This is a genomic window from Proteus sp. GOKU (assembly GCF_015475555.1).
Taxonomy (GTDB): domain Bacteria; phylum Pseudomonadota; class Gammaproteobacteria; order Enterobacterales; family Enterobacteriaceae; genus Proteus; species Proteus mirabilis_B.
In genome coordinates this window covers 720,802-742,367 of record NZ_CP034105.1, presented here as the reverse complement: position 1 = coordinate 742,367, position 21,566 = coordinate 720,802, and the positions used below count along the sequence as shown (strand labels likewise).

Sequence of the window (21,566 nt, the reverse complement as noted above, 5' to 3'; positions counted from 1 at the left end):
CAATCACATCACTGAACCACATTTAGATTAGGAAGCAATATTATGACTAACGGCTGGACTGGAAATATTCTAAGAATCAACTTAACTACCGGTGCCATCACTCGTGAAAGCTCAAGCAAATATAAATTTTTGATTGGTGGTATGGGCTTTGGCTACAAAATTATGTACGAAGAGGTTGCTCCCGGCGTTAAACCTTTTGATGAAGAAAACAAAGTTGTCTTCGCTGTAGGGCCTTTAACTGGATCGGGCGCACCTTGTAGCTCTCGCGTCAATATCACCTCTCTTTCCACCTTTACTCGTGGCAATCTTGTCGTTGATGCTCATATGGGTGGATTTTTTGCAGCATGGATGAAGTTTGCAGGCTATGACTCTCTGATTATTGAAGGTAAATCAGATAAGCCTGTTTGGATCCATATTGATGATGACCAAGTTTCTATTGAAGATGCCTCCTTCTTATGGGGGAAAGGTGTTCGTCAAACCACAGAAGAGTTATGTGCTCAAACAAGTCCTGAAGCTTGTGTTGCTACCATTGGTCCTGCTGGTGAAAACCTCGTACCTTTATCTGGCATTATTAATAGCCGTAACCACAGTGGTGGCGCTGGTGTTGGTGCAGTTTTAGGTTCTAAAAAATTAAAAGCCATTGTTGTCGAAGGTAGCCGTGGGGTTAACGTTGCTGACCGAAAAGCGTTAAAAGAACTTAACGACTATATGATGACACAACTGATTGGCTCTAATAACAACCACGTTGTACCAAGTACACCACAATCATGGGCAGAATATTCACACCCAGGCTCTCGTTGGACTGCACGTAAAGGTCTGTATTGGGGAGCAGCTGAAGGTGGCCCAATTGAAACAGGTGAAATCCCTCCAGGTGATATCAATACTGTTGGTTTCAGAACAATGAAATCAACCTTTGACTTAGGTCCAGAAGCAGAAGAATACACCGTGAAAATGGGTGGTTGTCACTCTTGCCCTATCCGTTGTATGGCTCAACTCAATGTTCCACAAGCAAAAAAATTTGGTGTGCCACAAACAGGTGGTAACACTTGTGTTGCTAACTTCGTTCACACAACCATTTTCCCTAATGGCCCTAAGGATGTTGAGAAAAAAGGGGATGGTAACGTTGTTGGTAACTTAGTGGGTCTGAATATTTTTGATGATATGGGGCTTTGGTGTAACTACGGTCAGCTTCATCGCGACTTCACGTATTGTTATACCCACGGTGTCTTTAAACGTGTATTACCAGAAGCCGAATACAATGAAATCCCATGGGATAAGCTGGAAGAAGGTAACCCTGAATTTATCAAAGAGTTCTACTATCGTTTAGCGCATCGCAAAGGTGAATTTAGCCACCTTGCTGATGGCTCTTACCTAATTGCACAACGCTGGAATTTAGGTGAAGAGTATTGGGCTGATAAGAAAAATAAACTCTGGTCACCAATGGGCTTCCCAATTCACCACGCGAATGAAGCATCGGCTCAAGTGGGTTCTATCGTTAACTGTATGTTTAACCGCGATGCAATGACACATACACATATCAACTATATCGGTAGTGGTTTACCTCTAAAACTACAAAAAGAGATTGCAGGTGAGCTATTTGGCTCTGGTGATGCTTTTGATGAAACCAAAAACTATACACCAATCAATAAAGCCAAAATTGCTTATACCAAGTGGACAATTTTACGTAGTTGCTTACACGATGCGGTCACCTTATGTAACTGGGTATGGCCAATGACGGTTTCTCCTCATAAGAGCCGTAATTATCGTGGTGACTTAGAAATGGAAGCCAAATTCTTTACCGCTATCACAGGTGAACCAACCACGTCTAAAGATCTGGATTTAGCCTCAGAGCGTATCTTCACTTTACACCGCGCTTATACCGTTAAATTAATGAACACCATGGATATGCGTAATGAGCATGACCAAATCTGTTCATGGGTATTCGATAAAGATCCTGATATTCCAGTCTTTACTGAAGGCACAGACAAAATGGACAGAGTCGATATGCAGCTTTCTCTTACCATGTTCTATGAAGAAATGGGCTGGGATCCACAGTTAGGTTGCCCAACAAAAGAAACTTTAGTTCGCCTTGGATTACAAGATGTTGCAGACGATTTAGCGTCTCGTGGTTTATTACCAAGTTAATAGGTAAAAGAAGGAGATCATGATGATAGAACAAAATGCATCGGCTTCTATACCACAAGATATCGCTGATGATACAGATATTGCTTTAGAGCAACCTGATATCTCTCGTCGCCGTTGGTTACTGCCACTATCAGAAACAGGTGTTGGACGTAGTGCTAACACCTCAACAGATATCGCAGAAGAACCCGTTGCGGAAGAAGTAGCAGAATTATCTGCCGAACAACATCTAGCGAATGCGATACGTCAATGTTCAAAAGAAGGTGAACTATTAGCAATTTCAACGCTGTATGATGCGCCCTATTCTCTGACTGAAGAGGACATTGCGCAGTTAGAAACCGCGTTAAAGAGCGACGAGTTTATTGATATCGCCCATTTAAGTCTCAATGGCGAGGATTATTATTACTCTGATGAATTTATGTCAGATAACTTCGCACAACTGCAATTATTAAACCGCCATGCAGATATTTGTACGGCAATTGCAGGTGTGGTTCGTTTTGAATGCGAAACCTATCCTCGACCATTGAAACAAAGCATGTTGATGTCTGAACCCTTTAAGTACACGGCTTCAGAGATTGAAGATGCACTGACACTGATGAAAACTCACCCTGATTTTCAGGATATTCAGCAAGTTTTAGCATCCAACGATGCCCCTTATCTCTTTAGCAATACGTTAATGAGTTACGGCAAAGCACGAGGCTTAACTGAATGGATTGAGGTTGAACAACATGAAAACCCTTAATGTTCAGCCTTATCAACGAAATTCGATGTGGGTATTACAACATCATCAGACTGAGGAGCAAAAATAATGCGTGTTTCTCGCCGTAAATTTGTAGCAGGTATGGGATCGGTCATTTTTTTCAGTGCACCACTAGGAAGTGCGCTTGCAGCAACTGCAGAAAAAAAACCTATCCGCTATGCCATGATCCACGATGAGACGCTCTGTAATGGCTGTAATATCTGCGCCACTGCATGTCGTCGATTAAATAAAGTACCCAATGGTATGGCACGAATGGATATCGCTCATATTCCATTAAGCCTCAAAGAAGACAACGATAAATACCATTTCTTTAGACACTCTTGCCAGCAATGTGAAGATGCCCCTTGTATTCCGGTTTGCCCTACGGGTGCTTCTTGGCGTGATGAGACCAATGGCATTGTTCGTGTTAATAAAGATAAATGTATTGGTTGTAGCTATTGTATATCAGCGTGCCCATACCAAGTTCGTTATCTTAACCCTGTGACACATGTTGCTGATAAATGTGACTTTTGTCTTGAGTCTCGATTACAAAAAGGTTTCCCACCGATTTGTGTGAGTGCTTGTCCACAAAATGCCTTGTTATTTGGTAGAGAAGACAGTCCTCAAATTCAAGAATGGCTCAAAACACACGATTACTATATTTATCAACTTGATGGTGTAGGAAAACCGCATCTCTATCGCCGTGTAGGGCCTCATGTTCAAGAGGAGGGTAAAGTATGAGTATCGTCAATACAATGCCAGACAGTGCTCAGTTCCAAGCCGCACTAAAAGAGTATGTTTTAATCTATACACCTGACTATTTACCTCTTTGGCTAATTGTTGCGGGCGTATTATTTATTGGCATGCTACTTGTTCTCGCACTGCATGGTTTTTTACGTTATCGCTTTGCCACACCTCATGGTGAATCGCATAAAGAAGAGAAACTCTATCTTTACTCTAAAGCTGTTCGTTTGTGGCACTGGAGTAATGCCTCTTTATTTATTCTGTTACTTCTAAGTGGTGGCATTAACCATTTCGCCCTACTTTCAGCCCACGATACTGCGTTATTAGTCAGTGTGCATGAAATCTGTGGTTATCTGCTTTTGGTTTGCTGGTTGTCCTTTATTCTTATTAACCTTGTTGGTGGTAATGGCAAGTTTTACCGCATTGATGGCAAAAACTGGTTTCAACGCGCCTTTATGCAAACTCGTTTTTATCTCTACGGTATTATCAAAGGAGAAGGTCATCCCTTCCCAGCGACACCTAATGTTAAGTTTAATCCACTACAACAAATGGCTTATTTAGGTGTGATGTATGCGTTAGTTCCACTGCTTTTGATAACGGGTGTTTTACTTCAAAATCCAGCATTTATTCCTGCTGATGCCGTCATGTTTAAAGCTTGGTTATTAATCGCGCACCAAATATTAGCTGTATGTAGTGTCTTTTTTATCATTGGTCACCTTTATCTGTGTACAACAGGAAAAACACCATTCCAAACATTTCGCAGTATGGTTGATGGTTACCATAGACACTAATTAATACATGGATTAAGGAGCTTATATGTCAGTCCCTTCAAAGGAAGATATTAGATTAACAAAAGAAGACTTACGACAGCTGCATGTTTCAACTTCGCTTTATCGTTGGTTTTTACGTTATTTTCCTGATGGAGGCACTTACAGTGCTATTCATAGTGAGTTAATAAAACAGCGCCGTACACAGTGGATAGAAAGCTTTATTCAATATATTTATTTACGTCATTTTAGTGAAGCATCCTTTGCCAAACAGGAACAAGAAGTGATGGAAAACATCTTGTTCCTGCTCGGCAATGAACAACAGCAAGGCGTGACATTACAACGCCTGCCCTATCACAATACGTTGCCAACCTCTGAAAATATTCAATTTTCTACTGAATGGCATCAATTGATCTTAAAAAGTCAGCAACTAAGTACCGATCTCGCTTTGTGTGGCAATAATAACATCGTGGCTTTTTCTGGTGATGAAAACAGCATTTCCAACACCGGTTATAGTAACCAATTAATGAATACTGGTTTCGCAGGAAAAGTGTGTAATACAGGAAATCAGTGTCGTATCGGTAGCTTAGGTGGACGCTCTCGCATTTGTAATAGTGGCAATGATGTAAAAATTTATGCGTCAGGTAATGGTGTCCATATCGCCAATAGCGGTATACGTAATTTTATTACTGCCTCTCAAGATCGCGCAAAAGTCACCAACACGGGTGATTTAGCGCAAATCAATGTTACTGGAAATAACTCCGTAGCAATTAATACAGGCGATAACTGTAAAGTCACGGTATCTGGTGATAACAGTATTTGTATCTCAACAGGTAATATCCATCAGTTCTGCTTAGGAAAAGGCGGTAGTGCAGTTATTGCTTATCATGACGGTAATCGTACCCGCTTTAAGATCTTCTATGAAGGTGAAGAGGGTATCGTCGCTGGAGTTCATTACTATTTAGATGAAAATCAGCATCCTGTTGCACATATAAAACAGAACTCGACTTCTGTTAATTAATACTTCAAATATATATTATTAAAAAAGGGAAACTTTCGTTTCCCTTTTTACTTTTGCAATCAATGTATTTTATTGCTTATGAATCGCTTCAGTATGGATCACTTTTTTATTCTGTGAACCAGCGACTCTATCGTAAATACCACACACAACAATCGTCACAATGACTGGGATTAACCACGCTAAACCTTGCTCACTTAATGGCAGTTTTGTCGCCCATTCTGGTAATAAATGTTTCAAATAATCGGACGCTTTTATTGCATCAAAAATACCGAAAAATAAGCTAACAGCCATTGCTGGCGCGATAATACGGCTTGGATTATTCCACAGACGTAATGTGAAACTCATTAAAATAATCACAATACAAGGTGGATAAATCATTATCAGCACAGGAATAGAAAACGCGATCAGTTTGCTCAAACCTAAGTTTGAAACAACAGCTGAGAATATCGCTAAAATCAACACTAATACACGATAAGAGATAGGCAAATAACGGCTGAAAAACTCTGCGCATGCACAGGTTAAACCAACAGCAGTCACCATACAGGCTAAGAAAATCAGTACGGCTAAAAAGAAGCTACCAAAATTACCAAAAGTGTACTGAACATAGGCATGTAAAATATCAGCACCGTCTTGAGCACCCGGAATGATACTGCCGCTGCTAGAGCCTAATTTAAATAAACTCAAATAAATTGCAGTTAACAATACACCCGCAATAATTCCCGCCCACATGGTATAACGTGTTAACAGTGACGAATTATCAATACCTCGAGAGCGAGCGGCATTAACAATAACAATACCAAAAACCATAGCGCCCAATGTATCCATGGTGAGGTAACCGTTAATAAATCCCTGAGTTAACGCCATATCACGATAAGCTTCAGTCGCAGGAATAGCGCCACCAGCTGGCCAAAAGACCGCAGCCACACCTAATATCGCTAATGCCAGAATTTTAATCGGCGCAAGAATATGACCAACACTGTCTAGCAATTTCCCCGGATAAAGCGAAATACCAATAACAATTAAGAAATAGACAATGCTGTAAATCAGCAATGACATCTCTGTATCACCCACTAAAGGTGCAATACCCACTTTAAAAGAAACCGTTGCAGTACGAGGGGTTGCAAAAAGAGGTCCAACAGCAAGATAGGCAACAATGGCTAATAACAATCCCATTGATTTACCAATAGGTGTACTTAATGCCTCAATACCACCACCAACTTTTGCCAGTGCAACAACCGTTAAAACAGGTAAACCCACGCCGGTGATCAAAAAGCCAATCGCGGCAGTCCAAACAAATTCGCCTGATTGTAACCCCACCATTGGAGGAAAAATAATGTTGCCAGCGCCAACAAATAGGGCGAATGTCATAAACCCTAATGCCAGGATATCTCTGGAAGTTAATCTATGTGCCATAAGTTTTGTTAATATGTAGTTACAATAATGGTTAAATTACGCCAAGGTAGCGCAACATAAAATCAACAATATCTATTTAAGCTCAGACCGTCATTATTCAGGATAATATCCATATATAATCATTTCATGCAGAGCAATTAGGTACTAAATAGAAAAAATTGCCGATAACTGCTCACAAGTAAAACTTTTATAATGAAAAAAGGCAATAGCCAATCCTAAAACCAGAATAATCATCTAAACTATTTTTCAGCACTAGTTATAACTGTCATATATCATCGAATATACATGATATGATTTGTGCATTTTATCACCAATAATATTGAGCATTGGCATCATTTAAAGTTACCATTAATTAATAATATTAAAATTTAACGCTACGATATTAGTTTTTATTGATATTAAAAAGATCAAGAAAGGGGCAAAAAAACCTTTATCACAGATTAAAGATAAGTGATAAAGGCTTTAAAAAGACATATTGCTAGTGTGCTTTTTTAGCGGTAAGCAATGTTTGAGGAAGGATAAAAGAGAACGTACTTCCAACACCTACTTTACTTTCAATATTCAATTGAGAGTGATGATGAAGCAGCGATTTTTTCACAATAGCCAAACCTAACCCAGTACCACCAGAATGGCGAGAGCGAGCTTTATCAACACGATAAAAGCGCTCTGTTAAACGAGTTAGGTGTTCAGCGCTGATCCCCGACCCATTATCTGAAACACTAAATAACATGCCTTGAGGAATTTTCTTCCAACTGACTTTAATTGTTGTGCCTTCTTCAGTGTGATTAATAGCGTTATACACTAAGTTAGAAACCGCACTACGCAGTTGCTCTTCATTACCACGAACAGCCCACTGTTCATCAACATCAAAAACAATATGATGTTGGCCTTGGCTCAATGAGTTCGCTTCTTGTTGTAATAGAACCAAAATGGCAGGGATATCAACAATCTTGTTTAAATCGATATGAGGAGCAGATTCGATACGAGAAAGTTGTAAGAGTTGTTGAACAAGCGTATCCATGCGCTTAGCTTGCTCCTGCATCGTCACTATCGCCTTATGCTCTGCGGGTTTGGAGGCACTAGTTTCTTCCATCATTTCAAGATAACCTTGAATAACGGTGAGTGGTGTTCTTAACTCATGACTAACGTTAGCAAAAAAGTCACGTCGTGAATTTTCTAGCTTATTTTTTTCTGTCACATCACGTGCCACCATTAAGCGCTGATCTTCGCTGTATGGCATCACTCGAAACTCAACAATAGAGCCATTATTAAGTGAAATAGTTAAAGAGCGACTAAAATCGCCTGCGGTAAAATAGTGCAAGAAATCAGGGTAACGTAATAAGTTAAAAATATTTTGTCCGTTATCTTCGGGCCAGCGAAAGCCGAGTAAGTGTTGAGCAAGGCTATTACACCAAAAAATATTCCCTTCATTTGTCATCATCACAACAGCATCTGGCAAGCTTTCAGCACCACTTCTAAAACGTTTAATTAAGTCACCTAGTTCTCTGCGTCGTTTACGATTGCGTTGTTGAGTCTGTCGAATACCATAAAAAATAGGCTCCCATCCCCCTCTTCCTTCCGGAGGCAGTACTGAGCGATCTAGCCATAACCATTTAGATAATTTCAGCAAGTTATAGGCATGCCACACAAGTGCACTGAGTAGCGATGCCACCAGCAACCAAGGAAGATGCCCGATAAAAAGCGATAATATAAAAGCAGGTAAGCAAAATAGACATAGCCCCCAAACGAGGGCTTTCCACGATAGTCGTTCTAACACCTGACGATTACTCCCATATTGACTTAGAAACGGGCAGAGAAACGATATCCCGTTCCACGTACTGTCTGTATCATTCTGTCATGGCCATCTTCTTCAATGGCTTTACGTAAACGACGAATATGCACATCAACAGTACGGTCTTCGACATAAACATTTGTTCCCCAAACATAGTTTAGCAGTTGTTCTCTGCTATACACGCGTTCAGGATGTGTCATAAAAAAGTGCAGGAGTTTAAATTCGGTGGGTCCCATATCAATCGGTTTATCTTGACTCGTCACTCGATGAGAAACAGGATCAAGCCCTAATCCATTGAATTCAATAATATCTTCCGCAGACATTGGTGATAATCGTCGTAAAATTGCTTTCACACGAGCCACAAGCTCTTTCGGTGAGAAAGGCTTAATGACGTAATCATCAGCACCCGTTTCTAGCCCTTGGACTTTATCTTCTTCTTCCCCTTTTGCCGTTAGCATAATAATTGGAATATCACGGGTATTACTTTCCCGCTTCATCTGTTTTATTACCTGCAAGCCTGATCCACCGGGGATCATCCAATCTAATAAAACCAGATCAGGGTAAGGATCAATAAGAAAGCTCAATGCAGAATCATAATCTTCTGCTTCAATAGGTTGAAAACCATTTTGTTCTAAAACAAAACAGATCATCTCTCGAATTGCGGTTTCATCTTCAACAACAAGAATACGCCTTGCCATACTCTATCCTGTGTAATGTATATAGAGGGTCAAAATGATTATGATGCAGTTTTATGACAGATTTATGACTAACCTTAACATTACTGAAATAGATCCCTGTTGTTAAGGTAAATAAATCATTTTTCGGTGAAATATCACTCAAAAAGAAGGCTTATTGTTGGGTTTTCACTAAAAAAGTAAGGTGCGCTATACTCTTCATCAGATAAAAAAGAGGGATAGCAATGCGGATTATTCACACATCAGACTGGCATTTAGGGCAATATTTTTTTACTAAAACTCGCGCACAAGAGCATCAACAATTTCTTGATTGGTTATTAGCACAAATTAAACATTATCAAGTTGATGCATTGATTGTTGCAGGAGATATTTTTGATACAGGCTCCCCCCCAAGTTATGCCAGAGAGCTTTATAACCGCTTTGTTGTTGCTATTCGAGATACACAATGTCAGCTTGTTATTTTAGGTGGTAATCACGATTCTGTCGCAACACTAAATGAATCTAAATCATTATTAGCATGTTTAAATACAACGGTTATTGCCAATGTTCATGCTGAAACACCGCAAGCCCCACTCATTCTTCCTCAAAAAGATAATACGCCGGGCGCACTACTTTGTGCGATCCCTTATCTACGTCCTAGAGATATGATAAGCAGTAAAAGTGGACAATCAGGTGCTGAAAAACAAAATGCTCTAAAAGGAGCGATTGCTGATTATTATCAAGCTCAATATCAAGAGGCTCTTGATTTACGTAAGCAACTGAACGTCAATATTCCGATTATTGCAACAGGTCACCTTACAACCATTGGTGCAAAAGTAACGGACTCTGTACGTGAAATTTATATCGGTACTTTAGAGGCTTTCTCTGCAACGCTATTTCCTGAATTTGACTATATTGCTCTTGGTCATATTCACCGCCCTCAAGTAGTGAATAAATCAGGTCATATTCGTTATAGTGGCTCTCCTATTCCTTTAAGTTTTGATGAAAGTGGTCAGCAAAAAAGCGTCTGCCTTATCGATTTTGAACAAGACAAATTAACTCACCTCACACTATTACCTATTCCTGAATTTCAGTTGCTACGCACCATCAGTGGATCATTAAAAGAGATAGCCGTACAACTTGACGATTTAAAAAAACAATATGGTGAAACCGATACCACTATTTGGTTGGATATCGAAGTTTCAACACAAGATTATCTCAGTGATATACAAAACCGAGTTCAAGAGCTAACTAACGATCCCCTTTTTGATGTGATCTTATTAAGAAGATCCAGAAAACAGCGCCAAACGTTCACGCAAAATGAGAAAGAAACACTCACCGAATTAACCGTTTATGATGTTTTTGAAAGACGCTTAGAACAACATGAATTTGATTCAGAAGAAACGAAAACTCGTTTAATAACACTATTTAAACAAGCAGTTGAAATGGCAGAACAAGAGGATAACGAAGCATAATGAAAATCTTAAGTCTGCGATTTAAAAATATTAACTCTTTAAAAGGTGAGTGGAAAATCAACTTTGACCAAGAGCCTTTTGTTAGCAACGGATTATTTGCTATCACAGGTCCTACTGGTGCAGGAAAAACCACACTATTAGATGCGATTAGCTTAGCACTTTATCATCGAACTCCACGATTAGATAAAATCACACAATCACAAAATGAATTAATGACGCGTCATACCGCGGAGTGTTTGACTGAAGTTGAATTTGAAGTCAAAGGTGTGGCTTATCGTGCATTTTGGGAACAACGCCGTGCCAATTATAAGGAAGATGGCAATCTTCAAGCACCACAGGCTGAACTCGTTAAAATAAATACAACGGGAGGTGAAGACAAAATATTAGCCAGCAAAATAAGCCAAGTAAAAGAGATGATCATTAATATTACGGGGCTTGATTTTGATCGTTTTACTAAGTCTATGTTGCTTTCTCAGGGGCAATTTGCCGCCTTTTTAAATGCAGATGATAAATCTCGCGCTGAATTACTCGAAGAACTGACTGGCACAGATATTTATCGCCATATCTCCCAATCTATCTTTAAACATTGGCGTGAAGAAGAACAAGCCTTAAAAACACTAAAGCAACAAGCCGAAATGATGGCGTTATTAGATGAGAATGCTCGCCAAGCTTTATTAACTGAGCAAACTGATCTTTTTGCCAAAGAGAGCTTATTACAAAAAGAACAACAGGAATATCAAGCAGCAAAGCAGTGGCAAGAAAAAGATATTGAAATCAATAAAAACAAGCTATTAGCACAAAATGGAGTTAACTTAGCACAAGAAGCTTTAGTTGCTGCCAAGCCCGATATTCGACGTCTTGAAAATAGCGAACCCGCAGAAAAAATTCGTCCGATTTATGATGAAAAAAATCGTCTATTAAAAGAACAAACCTATATTGAGTCACAACTCTCAACACTGAAAACAGAAAAACAGCTTATTGAACAACAAAGCCAACCAATTAATCAGCATTTAATGGTGGCTCGTGACGCATTTAAACAACACGATGAGAAAAAACAGCAAATATTACGACTTATTCGTGAAGAAGTGACGCCATTAGATAATCAGTTAGTCTTGTTACAACAAGATATTTCAGCAAAAACACAACAAAAGAATACGCTGGAAAAAACACAGTCAGAATATCTGGAAAAAATACAATTAACAGAAGCCCAATTAACTGGCTCACAAAAGCAATTTAATGAATTAAGTGAATATTTAAATCAGCATACAGCTTATGCTCAACTTGCTGAGAATTTACCTTTATGGCAACGCTATTTTGAACAATATGATGAAATTACAGAAAAATATCTAATTAGCCAGAAAAGTGAAAAGGCAGAACAAGAAAAAGAGCAATTACTTAAACTTGCCCTCGAAAAAACAACGCACACACTAGAGGCACAACAACACAACCTTAATTTACAGCAACAACGATTAAGCGAATTACAAACACAACTTGAGCAACAAAATAAAGTAGATGCAATTGCAGATATTCCTCATCGCTTGCAACAAATTTCTCAACAAAGAAATGCGCTCGCGAAATTGATGGGATTACAGGCTCAATTACAGCATGCTCTAAAAACTGAACATCAGTACCAAAAAAGCCATTCAGAAAACCTGCAAAAAATAGCCTCGCTGACTGAAAATATCAGCAAAAACGACATCGTTTTAAAAGAGAAAAAGCAACATCTTAAAGACTTAAATGACAATTATCTTTTAATACGAAAATTAGCCGAATACGAAGAAGAAAGACAACATTTAGTTAAAGATAATCCCTGCCCTGTTTGTGGCTCTACTGAACATCCTTATGTTGAAAAATATAAAGAAATTAAACCAGATGAAACAAAAACACGATTAGATATTTTAACGCAACAAGTTAATACATTAACCATAGAGTTAGTGGAACAAAAAACACAGTGTGCTAATTATCAAGCTCAAAATGAAAAATTAAGTAGCGACCTTGAGCAACTAACACAAGATATTGCGTCATTAAAACAGCAATGGAAAGTTTTAGCTCACTCTCACGCATTACCAGATGTTGACTGCGAAGAAACTACTTTAACTCAATTAGATGCAGCACTTGAAAAAGAAGATAAATTACTGACACAAAAACGAGTAAGTTACCAAGCATTAGATGCCAAAACTCAACAAGAATACAAACTGTTATCTGATAACAAAGAACAATTTTATCAGCAACAGCAAGCCATTCTTCATCAACAAAATGAATTAACTCAGCAACAAAAAGAAGTCTCCAATAAGCAACAACAAACAGCGCAGTATCTTCAACAACAAATTCAGTTGGCGCAAGATATTCAATCACTTGTTAAACAGCAAGGTTATGAGTTACAGGCATCTGAAGATAAAATTCAATGGCTTAATGCACGTAAAGAAGAGAACCAGCAATATCAATCAACATTAAAAACACATCACGAATTGCAACAAACAATTCGTGAATTGTCATTAACGCAAGAAGAGAGAAAACGCTATTTAGCTGAAGTTCAAAAAGAACTTGGTGCTGCTTTGATCCATTTACAGCAGTTACATCAGCAACAAGAACAGCTAAAAGCACAACGCCAAGCTTTATTCGGCACACAAACTACCGAAGATGCTCGCAATGAGTTGGATAAACAAAGTCAATTGTTACAAAAACAAATTGAGCAATATAGCGAAGAAAAAAACCGACTCGAAATCCGTTTAAATCAGCTTATTGGTCAATATCAGGAAAATGAAAAATCACTACAACGGCTTCATGTTCACTCACAAGATATCCTTAAACAATATCAAAATAGATTAAAAAACAGCCCATTTGCTGATGAAAATGCCTTTTTAGCTTCATTGCTATCAGTGGAAGAAAGAAATCGTTTACAAGAACAACAAAAACAACGGCTTGATAAGCTTCTGCAAGAAAAAACACGTTTGGATACACAAGAAAATGCATATCAACAGCACTTATTACAACAACCATTATTGGCAACACAACAAAATCTCGAACAAATTACCGCTCAGTTATTGATGTTAGAAACTCAATTTACTCAGTTACAAGAGACGAAATTTCGTATTCAAGAGCAACTGCGCACTGACGAAGAAAAACGTAAAGAGCAGCAGGAATTACTGACGCGTATTACTAAACAACAATCTCACTTTGATGATTGGAGCTACTTAAATGAATTGGTGGGATCATCCAAAGGGGATAAATTTAGCCGTTTTGCTCAAGGTTTAACGCTTGATCATCTAATTTATTTGGCTAACCGTCGTTTAGAAAAGCTTCATGGACGCTATTTCTTGCAACGCAAAACACCCGCAAGCCTTGAACTACAAATTGCAGATACTTGGCAAGCAGATGCACTGCGGGATACTCGCACGCTGTCTGGTGGCGAAAGCTTCTTAGTCAGTTTATCACTCGCTTTAGCGCTTTCGGATTTAGTCAGTAACAAGACTCAAATCGAATCACTATTTCTAGATGAAGGCTTTGGGACATTAGATCCTGATACCTTAGATATTGCATTAGATGCGCTCGATAGCCTTAATGCATCCGGTAAAATTATTGGTGTGATTAGTCACGTAGAAGCCATGAAAGAGCGCATTCCTGTGCAAATTAAAGTGAAGAAAGCTGGAGGCTTAGGTATTAGCCAACTCGCTCCCGAGTTTAGATATGTAGATAAACAGAATCTAAATCAAACAGTTAAAAACTAGGTCGAATATTTTGACGTAGCTGATTAAATTTTTTATATATCAATAAATCACTGCTAAGCCCTATAGTATGTCCATAGATTAGCTCAAGCTAAGACACGCTTTAAGCGCTTAAATTTATCAAGGAGACAATCATGTCTAACGCATTTACTGATTTAATGAAAAAACGTAGAACAATTTATCATTTAGGTAATCAACTTCCAATTAGCGAAGACAGAGTCACTGCGATTATCAAAGAAGCGGTTAAAGAGAGTCCAACAGCATTTAACTCACAGACATCTCGTGTTGTTGTTCTGTTTGGTGAACAACATCAAAAACTGTGGGATATCGTTAAAAACACACTGAAAAAATTAGTACCCGCAGAAGCATTTAGTGCAACTGAAGCAAAAATTAATAGCTTCGCCGCAGGTGCTGGTTCAATTCTGTATTTTGAAGACACAGATATCGTAAAAGGTCTTCAAGAGCAATTCCCTCTGTATGCAGATAACTTCCCTGTATGGTCAGAACAAGCAAGTGGTATGGCGCAACTTTCTGTTTGGACTGCATTAGCAGCAGAGAACGTAGGTGCTTCATTACAACACTACAACCCAATTATTGATGATGAAGTTCATGCAACTTGGGATCTGCCAAAAACATGGAAATTAAGAGCTCAAATGGTCTTTGGTTCGATTGAACAAGAGGCTGGCGAGAAGAATTATATGGAAGATGATTCACGCTTTAAAATCTTCAAATAAGTGTTAGAACAGACATCTGACAAAAGACCCTAGCAATAATACCCTCTTTTTTTACTTTCATTCCTTGCCCACAGCCACTGTGGGCTTTTTTTTATTACATTCCCACAAAGCAAGAATGGTGGCCTTATGCCACCATTCTAAAAATTCCATAAAAAAAGAGCAAAGTGCGCAATGAATACAAAGGTAGGGATGGACCCTTTGTGTTCAACACTTTGCTCTCTTTATTTATTTACGCACCCTTTACCGAAGTAAAAGGTGCGATTTTCACAAGGCGTATGAAAATACGTTATTTACGTGTGATGTTATTTGCTTTTGGTTGAGCAATTGGAGACTGCTCAGCAAAGTATTTCACGACTGCATCAACATCTGGCACGCTGTAAACTGGATCTTTACCTTCTTTCAGTACAGAGAAGTTACTACCACCTGTTGCTAAGTATTCGTTAGCAACAACACGGTAATTCGCTTTCATGTCTACTGGTTTGCCATCAATTTTCATTGATTCAACGATAACACGGTTACCATTAGAAGCTTTACTATCCCATGTGTACTGGAAGTTACCTGAAACCGCTAACACTTGTGGACGTGAACGATCCCATTGTTGTTCTAACAGGCGTTTAATTTGCTCACCCGTTAACGTTTGAGTTAACAGTACGTTAGAGAATGGCTGTACAGTGTAGATTGCGTTATAAGAGACGTCGCCGCCTTTCATATCAGCACGGATACCACCGCCGTTCATTAAACCGATTTGTGCGCCACCCATTTCTTTAGATTTTGCAGTATACAGATGTGCATCTGCGATCACTTGACCTAATCCAGACTCACCCGCATCGTTAGTTTGCTTAGTTAAATTACCTTCTAACTTACCGATAATACGGTTAGCTAATGGGGTAGCAATTTTTTCGTAAGCTTCTAACAGTTTGCTAACTGCTGGATCTTTTTCATATTTACGGTTATCAACCCAAATATTTTTTGCATTGATATCTACAACGTCTTTCGTTGTTTTATCTAATTTCAGGTCGATACGCGTTAACATTGCACCGTTAGATTGTGCTGATGTCACTGATTTACCGTTGATAGTACAGTTGTAAGCTTGGTGAGTATGACCTGTAACAACGAAGTCGATAGCTGGATCTAATTGCTCAACAACACCCAGTACTTTACCTGTAATACCATTACATGCGTTGATATTAACTGGGCCACCATCACGACGCTGTGCAGCACCTTCGTGGATCAGAACACCAATTGCTTGAACGCCTTTCGCTTTTAATTGTGGTACTAATGCGTTGATCGTTTTTGCTTCATTGTGGAAGCTTAAACCTTCAGTTCCTTTAGGAGTTACGATAGCCGCTGTACCTTCTAAAGTTAAACCGATGAACGCAACAGGAATACCGTTGAATTCTTTAATAACGTATTCTGGGAATAAAGTTTTGCCCGTTTCGTTAACAATAACGTTAGCCGCTAAGTATTGGAAATCAGCACCTTTAAACTCAGTTGGACCTTGGCAACCAGTTACTGGGTGGCAACCACCGTTTTGTTTACGCAGTAACTCGCCCATGCCTTTATCAAATTCGTGGTTACCCACAGAAGTTGCTTCTAAGCCTGCTAATGATAATGCTTCAATTGAAGGCTCATCATGGAACATTGAAGATAACAGTGGGCTTGCACCAACCATATCACCCGCCGCAACAACGATGTTGTTCGGGTTATCTTTCTTCATTTCTTTGATTAACGTAGCCATGTGCTCGATACCACCAGATTTACCTTCTGGTGCTTTCAGCGCGCCGTGGAAGTCGTTCATTGCGATAACACGCACATCAACAACATTAGCTTCGTCGTAGTTCTTTGCACAACCTGCTAATAAGACTGAGCTTACTGCAAGTGCAACGAGTTTGTATTTATGATTCATTTAAAATTTATCCCTAAGATCAAAATTCACGTTTCGGACAATCAATTACTTCGAAATCTTTGCTATAACAGATATAGAATTCATCTCGATTAATTTGAATTTCTTTGTCCTTCAGTGATGGATTGTGTTCTTTTAAGAACTTAATCAATGCACTGTTTGAAGGACGGCCTTCTGGTAATACTAACGCTTCATACAACTCTTTTTGTTTACCAAAGAATGCATCTGGTGTATCAAACGCACACACACCGTGTTTTTCCCATTCACCTTGTAACAAGTCGATACCTGGAGAATCACACAGATAAGGTTTGATAGCAGAGTATTCTAAAGGTGGTAAATCGCCTTTACATAAACGAGGATGCTTGCGTATGTCTTTCCAATCGCGGCACTCTTCCCATGATTTACCATCACAGGTTTCAGCCCACAGCCCATGAACAATCCAGCCAAATTTGTTATCAGAGAAGCACTGGATTTCAAATTTATCGTACTCACGTTTTGCACGATCTTTTTCATTATCGTTATTTAAACGTTTAATATTATTGCTTTTGTAATCACAAAAAGCCGGTGAGTAGTTAATCGCTAACTTAAAGTAATCTGTTGATGCTGTGCTGTTTTGACCATAGCGATCATTAGAAGCAATGTAGTCGTAAGGTGCTGTTGGAGCATCAGGTAAAATACAAGATACGCCTTCAACTAATTTAGCTTGAGGTTTTAATGGTTCTGTAATTTCAGGTGCTTGCGTTGCACATCCTGCTAGCACTAAAGCAAAAGCAGCAGGTAATAGCTTCATAAAGCGCATAAAATCCCCTTAAAGAGCAATTAAATCTACTCTCTTGGTTCAAAAAAGGTAAGAAAAACCTGCCCTGAATGGGCAGGTTTAATAGCTTATTTCTTCTCAGTTAAATCGATTTTGTAAATTGCAAAACCGATTTCATCATTTTCCACGAAGGTCATTGGATACTGAGCAAAATCTTTAATAAATGCAGCAGCTTTTTCACTTGGAGAAGTTTCAAAACGTACATCTAACGCTTTATCAGTCTTAATCGGTAAGAATGACCAGTTGTTAGCAGCTTTAGTCGCAACTTCACCTTTTTCTTTAGTTTGCTTAGCAATGTAAGAAGCTAAAATCGCACGGTTTTCATCTGGAGATGCAAACGCAATATTCGCTTCACCAGTACCTGCAAATTTACCGCCGTATCCACGGTAGTTATTTGTTGCGATCAGGAATGTTGCTTTAGGATCGATTGGTTTGCCTTCGTAAGTGACTTCTTTGATACGATTCGCACCTTTGTTAACCACTTGGCAATCAACGTCATATTTAGCTGGTTGAGTTAAGTCAACTTTATAGTTCACACCGCTAATGGTGTCGAAGTTATAAGTACGGAAACCATCCCAGTTGATCAGTTCTTGTGGTTTAGTTGAGTTAGGATCAACTTGGTTCCACATACCTGCTGAACATTCTAACCACTCAACAACATCAGCACCGGTCGCTTTAACAACCACTAATGTGTTTGGATACAGATATAAGTCTGCCGCGTTACGGAATGTTAAGTCACCTTTTTCAACTTCTACGAAGTCTGCTGGTGCGTTTTTACGACCACCCGCTTTAAATGGCGCAGCTGCACCTAATACTGGTAAACCGTCTAAGTTCGGATCACCTTGAATAAAGTGTTTGGTGTAATCAACTTGTGCATCATTAACGATTTGTACAGTTGGATCGCTCTGTACTAATGCTAAGAAGCTGTACATGTTAGCAGAAGCTTTACCAATGTGTTTACCCACGAAATCACGGGTACCTTGGTGTGCTTTTTCGATGATTTGAGCTAATTCAGCATCACGTTCAACTAATGCTTTTTTGTTCGCTTTATCAAAGATAGGACGCGCTTCACCTGTTGCTTCAGTCATCACCCATTTACCGCTGTCGTTATTGATAACCATATCAACGACACCTAAGTGATCACCCCATTGGCCAGGCATAACAGCAGGAACACCGTTTACGGTACCTTTCGCTGTATCTACACCTTTAATGCCTTCAAATTCTTTGCTTGGGAATACGCCGTGAGCGTGACCAAACATGATTGCATTGATGCCTTCAACTTCACTTAAATAATAAACAGAGTTTTCCGCCATTGCTTTGTACGGCTCTGACGCGAAACCAGAGTGAGGAATAGCCACAATCAGGTCTGCACCCTCTTTTTTCATTTGAGGGACGAATTTTTTCGCTGTTTCTGTAATATCGTTTACAACGACCTTACCATCCAGATTGGCTTTATCCCAGATTAAGATCTGTGGTGGTACGAAGCCGATATAACCAATCTTGATAGTGTGTTCTTTACCATCACGATCTTTTACTGGTGTATCAACAATGATATAAGGTGTGAAATAGTTTTTGCCTGTTTTCGCATCCATCACGTTGGCGTTGATGTAAGGGAATTTAGCACCGGCAATGGCTTTTTTCAGGTAATCTAAACCATAGTTAAACTCATGGTTACCAAAGTTACCTACTGTGTAGCCCATGGTGTTCATCAGTTGGTGAGCTGGATGAGATTCGCCTTTTTCTAAGCCTTTAGCTGCTTGATAGTCAGCCAGCGGGCTACCTTGGATCAAGTCGCCGTTATCAACTAAAATCGCATTGGTTGCTTCAGCTTTTGCTGCTTTAATTAAATTAGCAGTACGGACATAACCAAACTGTTCTGTTGGTTTGTCTTTGAAGTAGTCAAAGTCGATTAAGTTACTGTGAACATCAGACGTCTCCATAATACGAAGATCGACTGTCGCAGCATTCACGTTGAATGCGACAAACATTGCTAATGTTGAAATTTTCAACACATTCTTAACCATTACACACCCCTTATATATTGGTTAACAGGAGAGCGATATCGCTCTCCTTTCATTACTTCTTTCAAACGGTAGTGCCTTTACTAGGACTAGAAGTACAGACGCATACCAGTTTCGAAGATATATTGTTTTTTATCTTCATACTTCACGTTATCACTGCGAGCATCATCGTATGCCATTTCAGCGAATAAACGTAAGTTGTTATATTTAGATACTGCAAAACGTTTATCTACACCCACAGTATAGGTTTCTTTTTTGTAGTTGAACGTGTTTGCATCACCATCACGCAGATAATAACCTGCATACATACCACTTTCGATACGATCCCAGTGCCATTTCACACCAACACCATATAAATCTGCTTTCCAGTCGCCTTTAACTGAGTTCCAACCACGAGGGTTTTTAAATTGGTTTTCATAGAGTGCTAAACCTGGGTTTTTAGCACGAGATTGACCATAGTCTAAACCAATAGAGAATTCACGTCCTGGGAAGAAGTATTCAGCACCAAAAGCTAAAATACTGTTTTCAGGTGTTTTGTCTTTATTTGGACCTGAAGTATTTGCTTCACCTTTAGCTGCTGAGTAACCCGCATCGAACTCCAAACCGAAAGTTGATTTATAGAAACCAACTACTGAATATGCACGAGTAATATCACCTGCAACACGGCGACCGTCATCACCAGATTTACCAGTCACCGTACCCGCTAATTTAAAGCCTTCATAACGGTTAGTTTCTAAGAAAATAGTTTGTGGTAAACGGGTCATAAAGTTGTTTTTACCAACACCGTTATAATCAATACGATGATTACCATACTTATCTTCTGTAATATTCGTATTACCACCAGAGAAACCTACTGAACGACCTAATACATCGCTAAAGTAGAATACACCCGTGTTACCATAGCCATAGCTTGATTTTTTAACCCAGTCGATCGGAATATAGGTACGACCAAATTGGATTTGACCATAATCACGATGAGAGAAACCGACATAACCCACACGGTTGTACATTTCAAAGTTTGATTTAGGGTTGTCACTGTTAGTTCTTTGAGTATCCGAACCCCACTCTAATTTACCAAAAACTTTGATATCGTTAGTCAGCTCATGCGAACCAAAGAAACCAATACGACTACCATCATCCGTCATTTTCATTTCATGATTTTGGCTAGTCACTTGTGTTTTTAAACGGAACTGACCGTTTACATCAAAACGTGTACCTTTATCGTTATACACGTTTACTGCGTTTGCAGATCCAGAAAGAACCAACAAACCAACCAGTGCTGCTAGAGGCTTCAAGCTTTTCATGATTAAAATACCCATCTATTTTCTATAGTTTTATGATTTTCTTTAAGGTCAAAAATAATACCGCCGTATATAGTTGACCTGAGATTCAGACAAAAGATCCCTGCCACGAATTTCGAAAAAGAAAATCGCTCTCACAATTGATAATTTTTATAGCTACTAATTATGACTCTACAAAATTTTCTTAAAGGTTTTAATTTCCTTGACACAGACGTAATCACCAATAAGACACAAAAATAATATCCTCATTATATTTTAAATAAGGGCATTGCTTTTATTTCTGTCAGGAAAAGAAATA

General features: G+C 39.0%; 15 protein-coding genes. 8 read left to right on the top strand and 7 right to left on the bottom strand.

Features of this window, described 5'->3' with window-relative positions; genetic code table 11:
- The first annotated feature begins 42 nt into the window (after positions 1-42).
- From EHE21_RS03415 to ydhT, 5 genes are all read left to right on the top strand, one after another.
- A complete protein-coding gene (locus EHE21_RS03415; RefSeq protein ID WP_194951849.1) occupies positions 43-2,145 on the top strand; it encodes an aldehyde ferredoxin oxidoreductase in 2,103 nt (700 codons plus the stop codon).
- 19 nt (positions 2,146-2,164) lie between these two features.
- The gene (locus EHE21_RS03410; RefSeq protein WP_194951848.1) at positions 2,165-2,884 is read left to right on the top strand and encodes a YdhW family putative oxidoreductase system protein; all 720 of its coding nucleotides are present in this window, start codon (positions 2,165-2,167) and stop codon (positions 2,882-2,884) included.
- 66 nt (positions 2,885-2,950) lie between these two features.
- The gene (locus EHE21_RS03405) at positions 2,951-3,622 is read left to right on the top strand and encodes a 4Fe-4S dicluster domain-containing protein (protein ID WP_088493715.1); all 672 of its coding nucleotides are present in this window, start codon (positions 2,951-2,953) and stop codon (positions 3,620-3,622) included.
- On the top strand, positions 3,619-4,416 hold the full coding sequence (gene phsC, locus EHE21_RS03400) for a thiosulfate reductase cytochrome B subunit (protein ID WP_194951847.1): 798 nt from the start codon (positions 3,619-3,621) through the stop codon (positions 4,414-4,416). Before EHE21_RS03405 ends, phsC begins: the two co-directional genes overlap by 4 nt.
- 25 nt (positions 4,417-4,441) lie before the next feature.
- Positions 4,442-5,413 (top strand): protein YdhT, encoded by a 972-nt coding sequence (ydhT, locus tag EHE21_RS03395; RefSeq protein ID WP_194951846.1) that lies wholly within the window; start codon positions 4,442-4,444, stop codon positions 5,411-5,413.
- Between the two features lie 69 nt (positions 5,414-5,482).
- Here ydhT and brnQ read toward each other — a convergent pair whose 3' ends face one another.
- From brnQ to phoB, 3 genes are all read right to left on the bottom strand, one after another.
- Positions 5,483-6,826, bottom strand: coding sequence for a branched-chain amino acid transport system II carrier protein (brnQ, locus tag EHE21_RS03390; RefSeq protein WP_194951845.1), 1,344 nt, complete (start codon positions 6,824-6,826; stop codon positions 5,483-5,485).
- 478 nt (positions 6,827-7,304) lie between these two features.
- Positions 7,305-8,603: a phosphate regulon sensor histidine kinase PhoR gene (gene phoR / locus EHE21_RS03385; protein ID WP_194951844.1), complete on the bottom strand. Its 1,299-nt coding sequence runs from the start codon at positions 8,601-8,603 to the stop codon at positions 7,305-7,307.
- 23 nt (positions 8,604-8,626) lie between these two features.
- Entirely contained in the window at positions 8,627-9,316 is a 690-nt protein-coding gene (gene phoB / locus EHE21_RS03380; protein ID WP_023580900.1) for a phosphate regulon transcriptional regulator PhoB, read from the bottom strand.
- A 221-nt stretch (positions 9,317-9,537) separates the two neighbouring features.
- On the opposite strand from phoB, the gene sbcD reads away from it, so the two are divergent.
- The 3 genes from sbcD (at position 9,538) to EHE21_RS03365 (ending at position 15,226) form a co-directional block, all read left to right on the top strand.
- Positions 9,538-10,767, top strand: a complete 1,230-nt coding sequence (gene sbcD, locus EHE21_RS03375) for an exonuclease subunit SbcD (RefSeq protein WP_194951843.1) — start codon at positions 9,538-9,540, stop codon at positions 10,765-10,767.
- Positions 10,767-14,495 (top strand): SbcC/MukB-like Walker B domain-containing protein, encoded by a 3,729-nt coding sequence (locus EHE21_RS03370; RefSeq protein ID WP_194951842.1) that lies wholly within the window; start codon positions 10,767-10,769, stop codon positions 14,493-14,495. Before sbcD ends, EHE21_RS03370 begins: the two co-directional genes overlap by 1 nt.
- A gap of 131 nt (positions 14,496-14,626) precedes the next feature.
- Positions 14,627-15,226: a nitroreductase family protein gene (locus EHE21_RS03365; protein WP_072069426.1), complete on the top strand. Its 600-nt coding sequence runs from the start codon at positions 14,627-14,629 to the stop codon at positions 15,224-15,226.
- 286 nt (positions 15,227-15,512) lie between these two features.
- Here EHE21_RS03365 and EHE21_RS03360 read toward each other — a convergent pair whose 3' ends face one another.
- The 4 genes from EHE21_RS03360 to EHE21_RS03345 form a co-directional block, all read right to left on the bottom strand.
- The gene (locus tag EHE21_RS03360; protein ID WP_194951841.1) at positions 15,513-17,132 is read right to left on the bottom strand and encodes a bifunctional metallophosphatase/5'-nucleotidase; all 1,620 of its coding nucleotides are present in this window, start codon (positions 17,130-17,132) and stop codon (positions 15,513-15,515) included.
- A 19-nt stretch (positions 17,133-17,151) separates the two neighbouring features.
- Complete coding sequence (locus EHE21_RS03355) at positions 17,152-17,928, bottom strand: ribonuclease T2 family protein (RefSeq protein ID WP_069368615.1); 777 nt, start codon at positions 17,926-17,928, stop codon at positions 17,152-17,154.
- A gap of 86 nt (positions 17,929-18,014) precedes the next feature.
- Positions 18,015-19,970 (bottom strand): bifunctional 2',3'-cyclic-nucleotide 2'-phosphodiesterase/3'-nucleotidase, encoded by a 1,956-nt coding sequence (locus tag EHE21_RS03350; protein ID WP_088493724.1) that lies wholly within the window; start codon positions 19,968-19,970, stop codon positions 18,015-18,017.
- An 86-nt stretch (positions 19,971-20,056) separates the two neighbouring features.
- Complete coding sequence (locus EHE21_RS03345; RefSeq protein WP_228766729.1) at positions 20,057-21,271, bottom strand: porin; 1,215 nt, start codon at positions 21,269-21,271, stop codon at positions 20,057-20,059.
- Between the last annotated feature and the right edge of the window lie 295 nt (positions 21,272-21,566).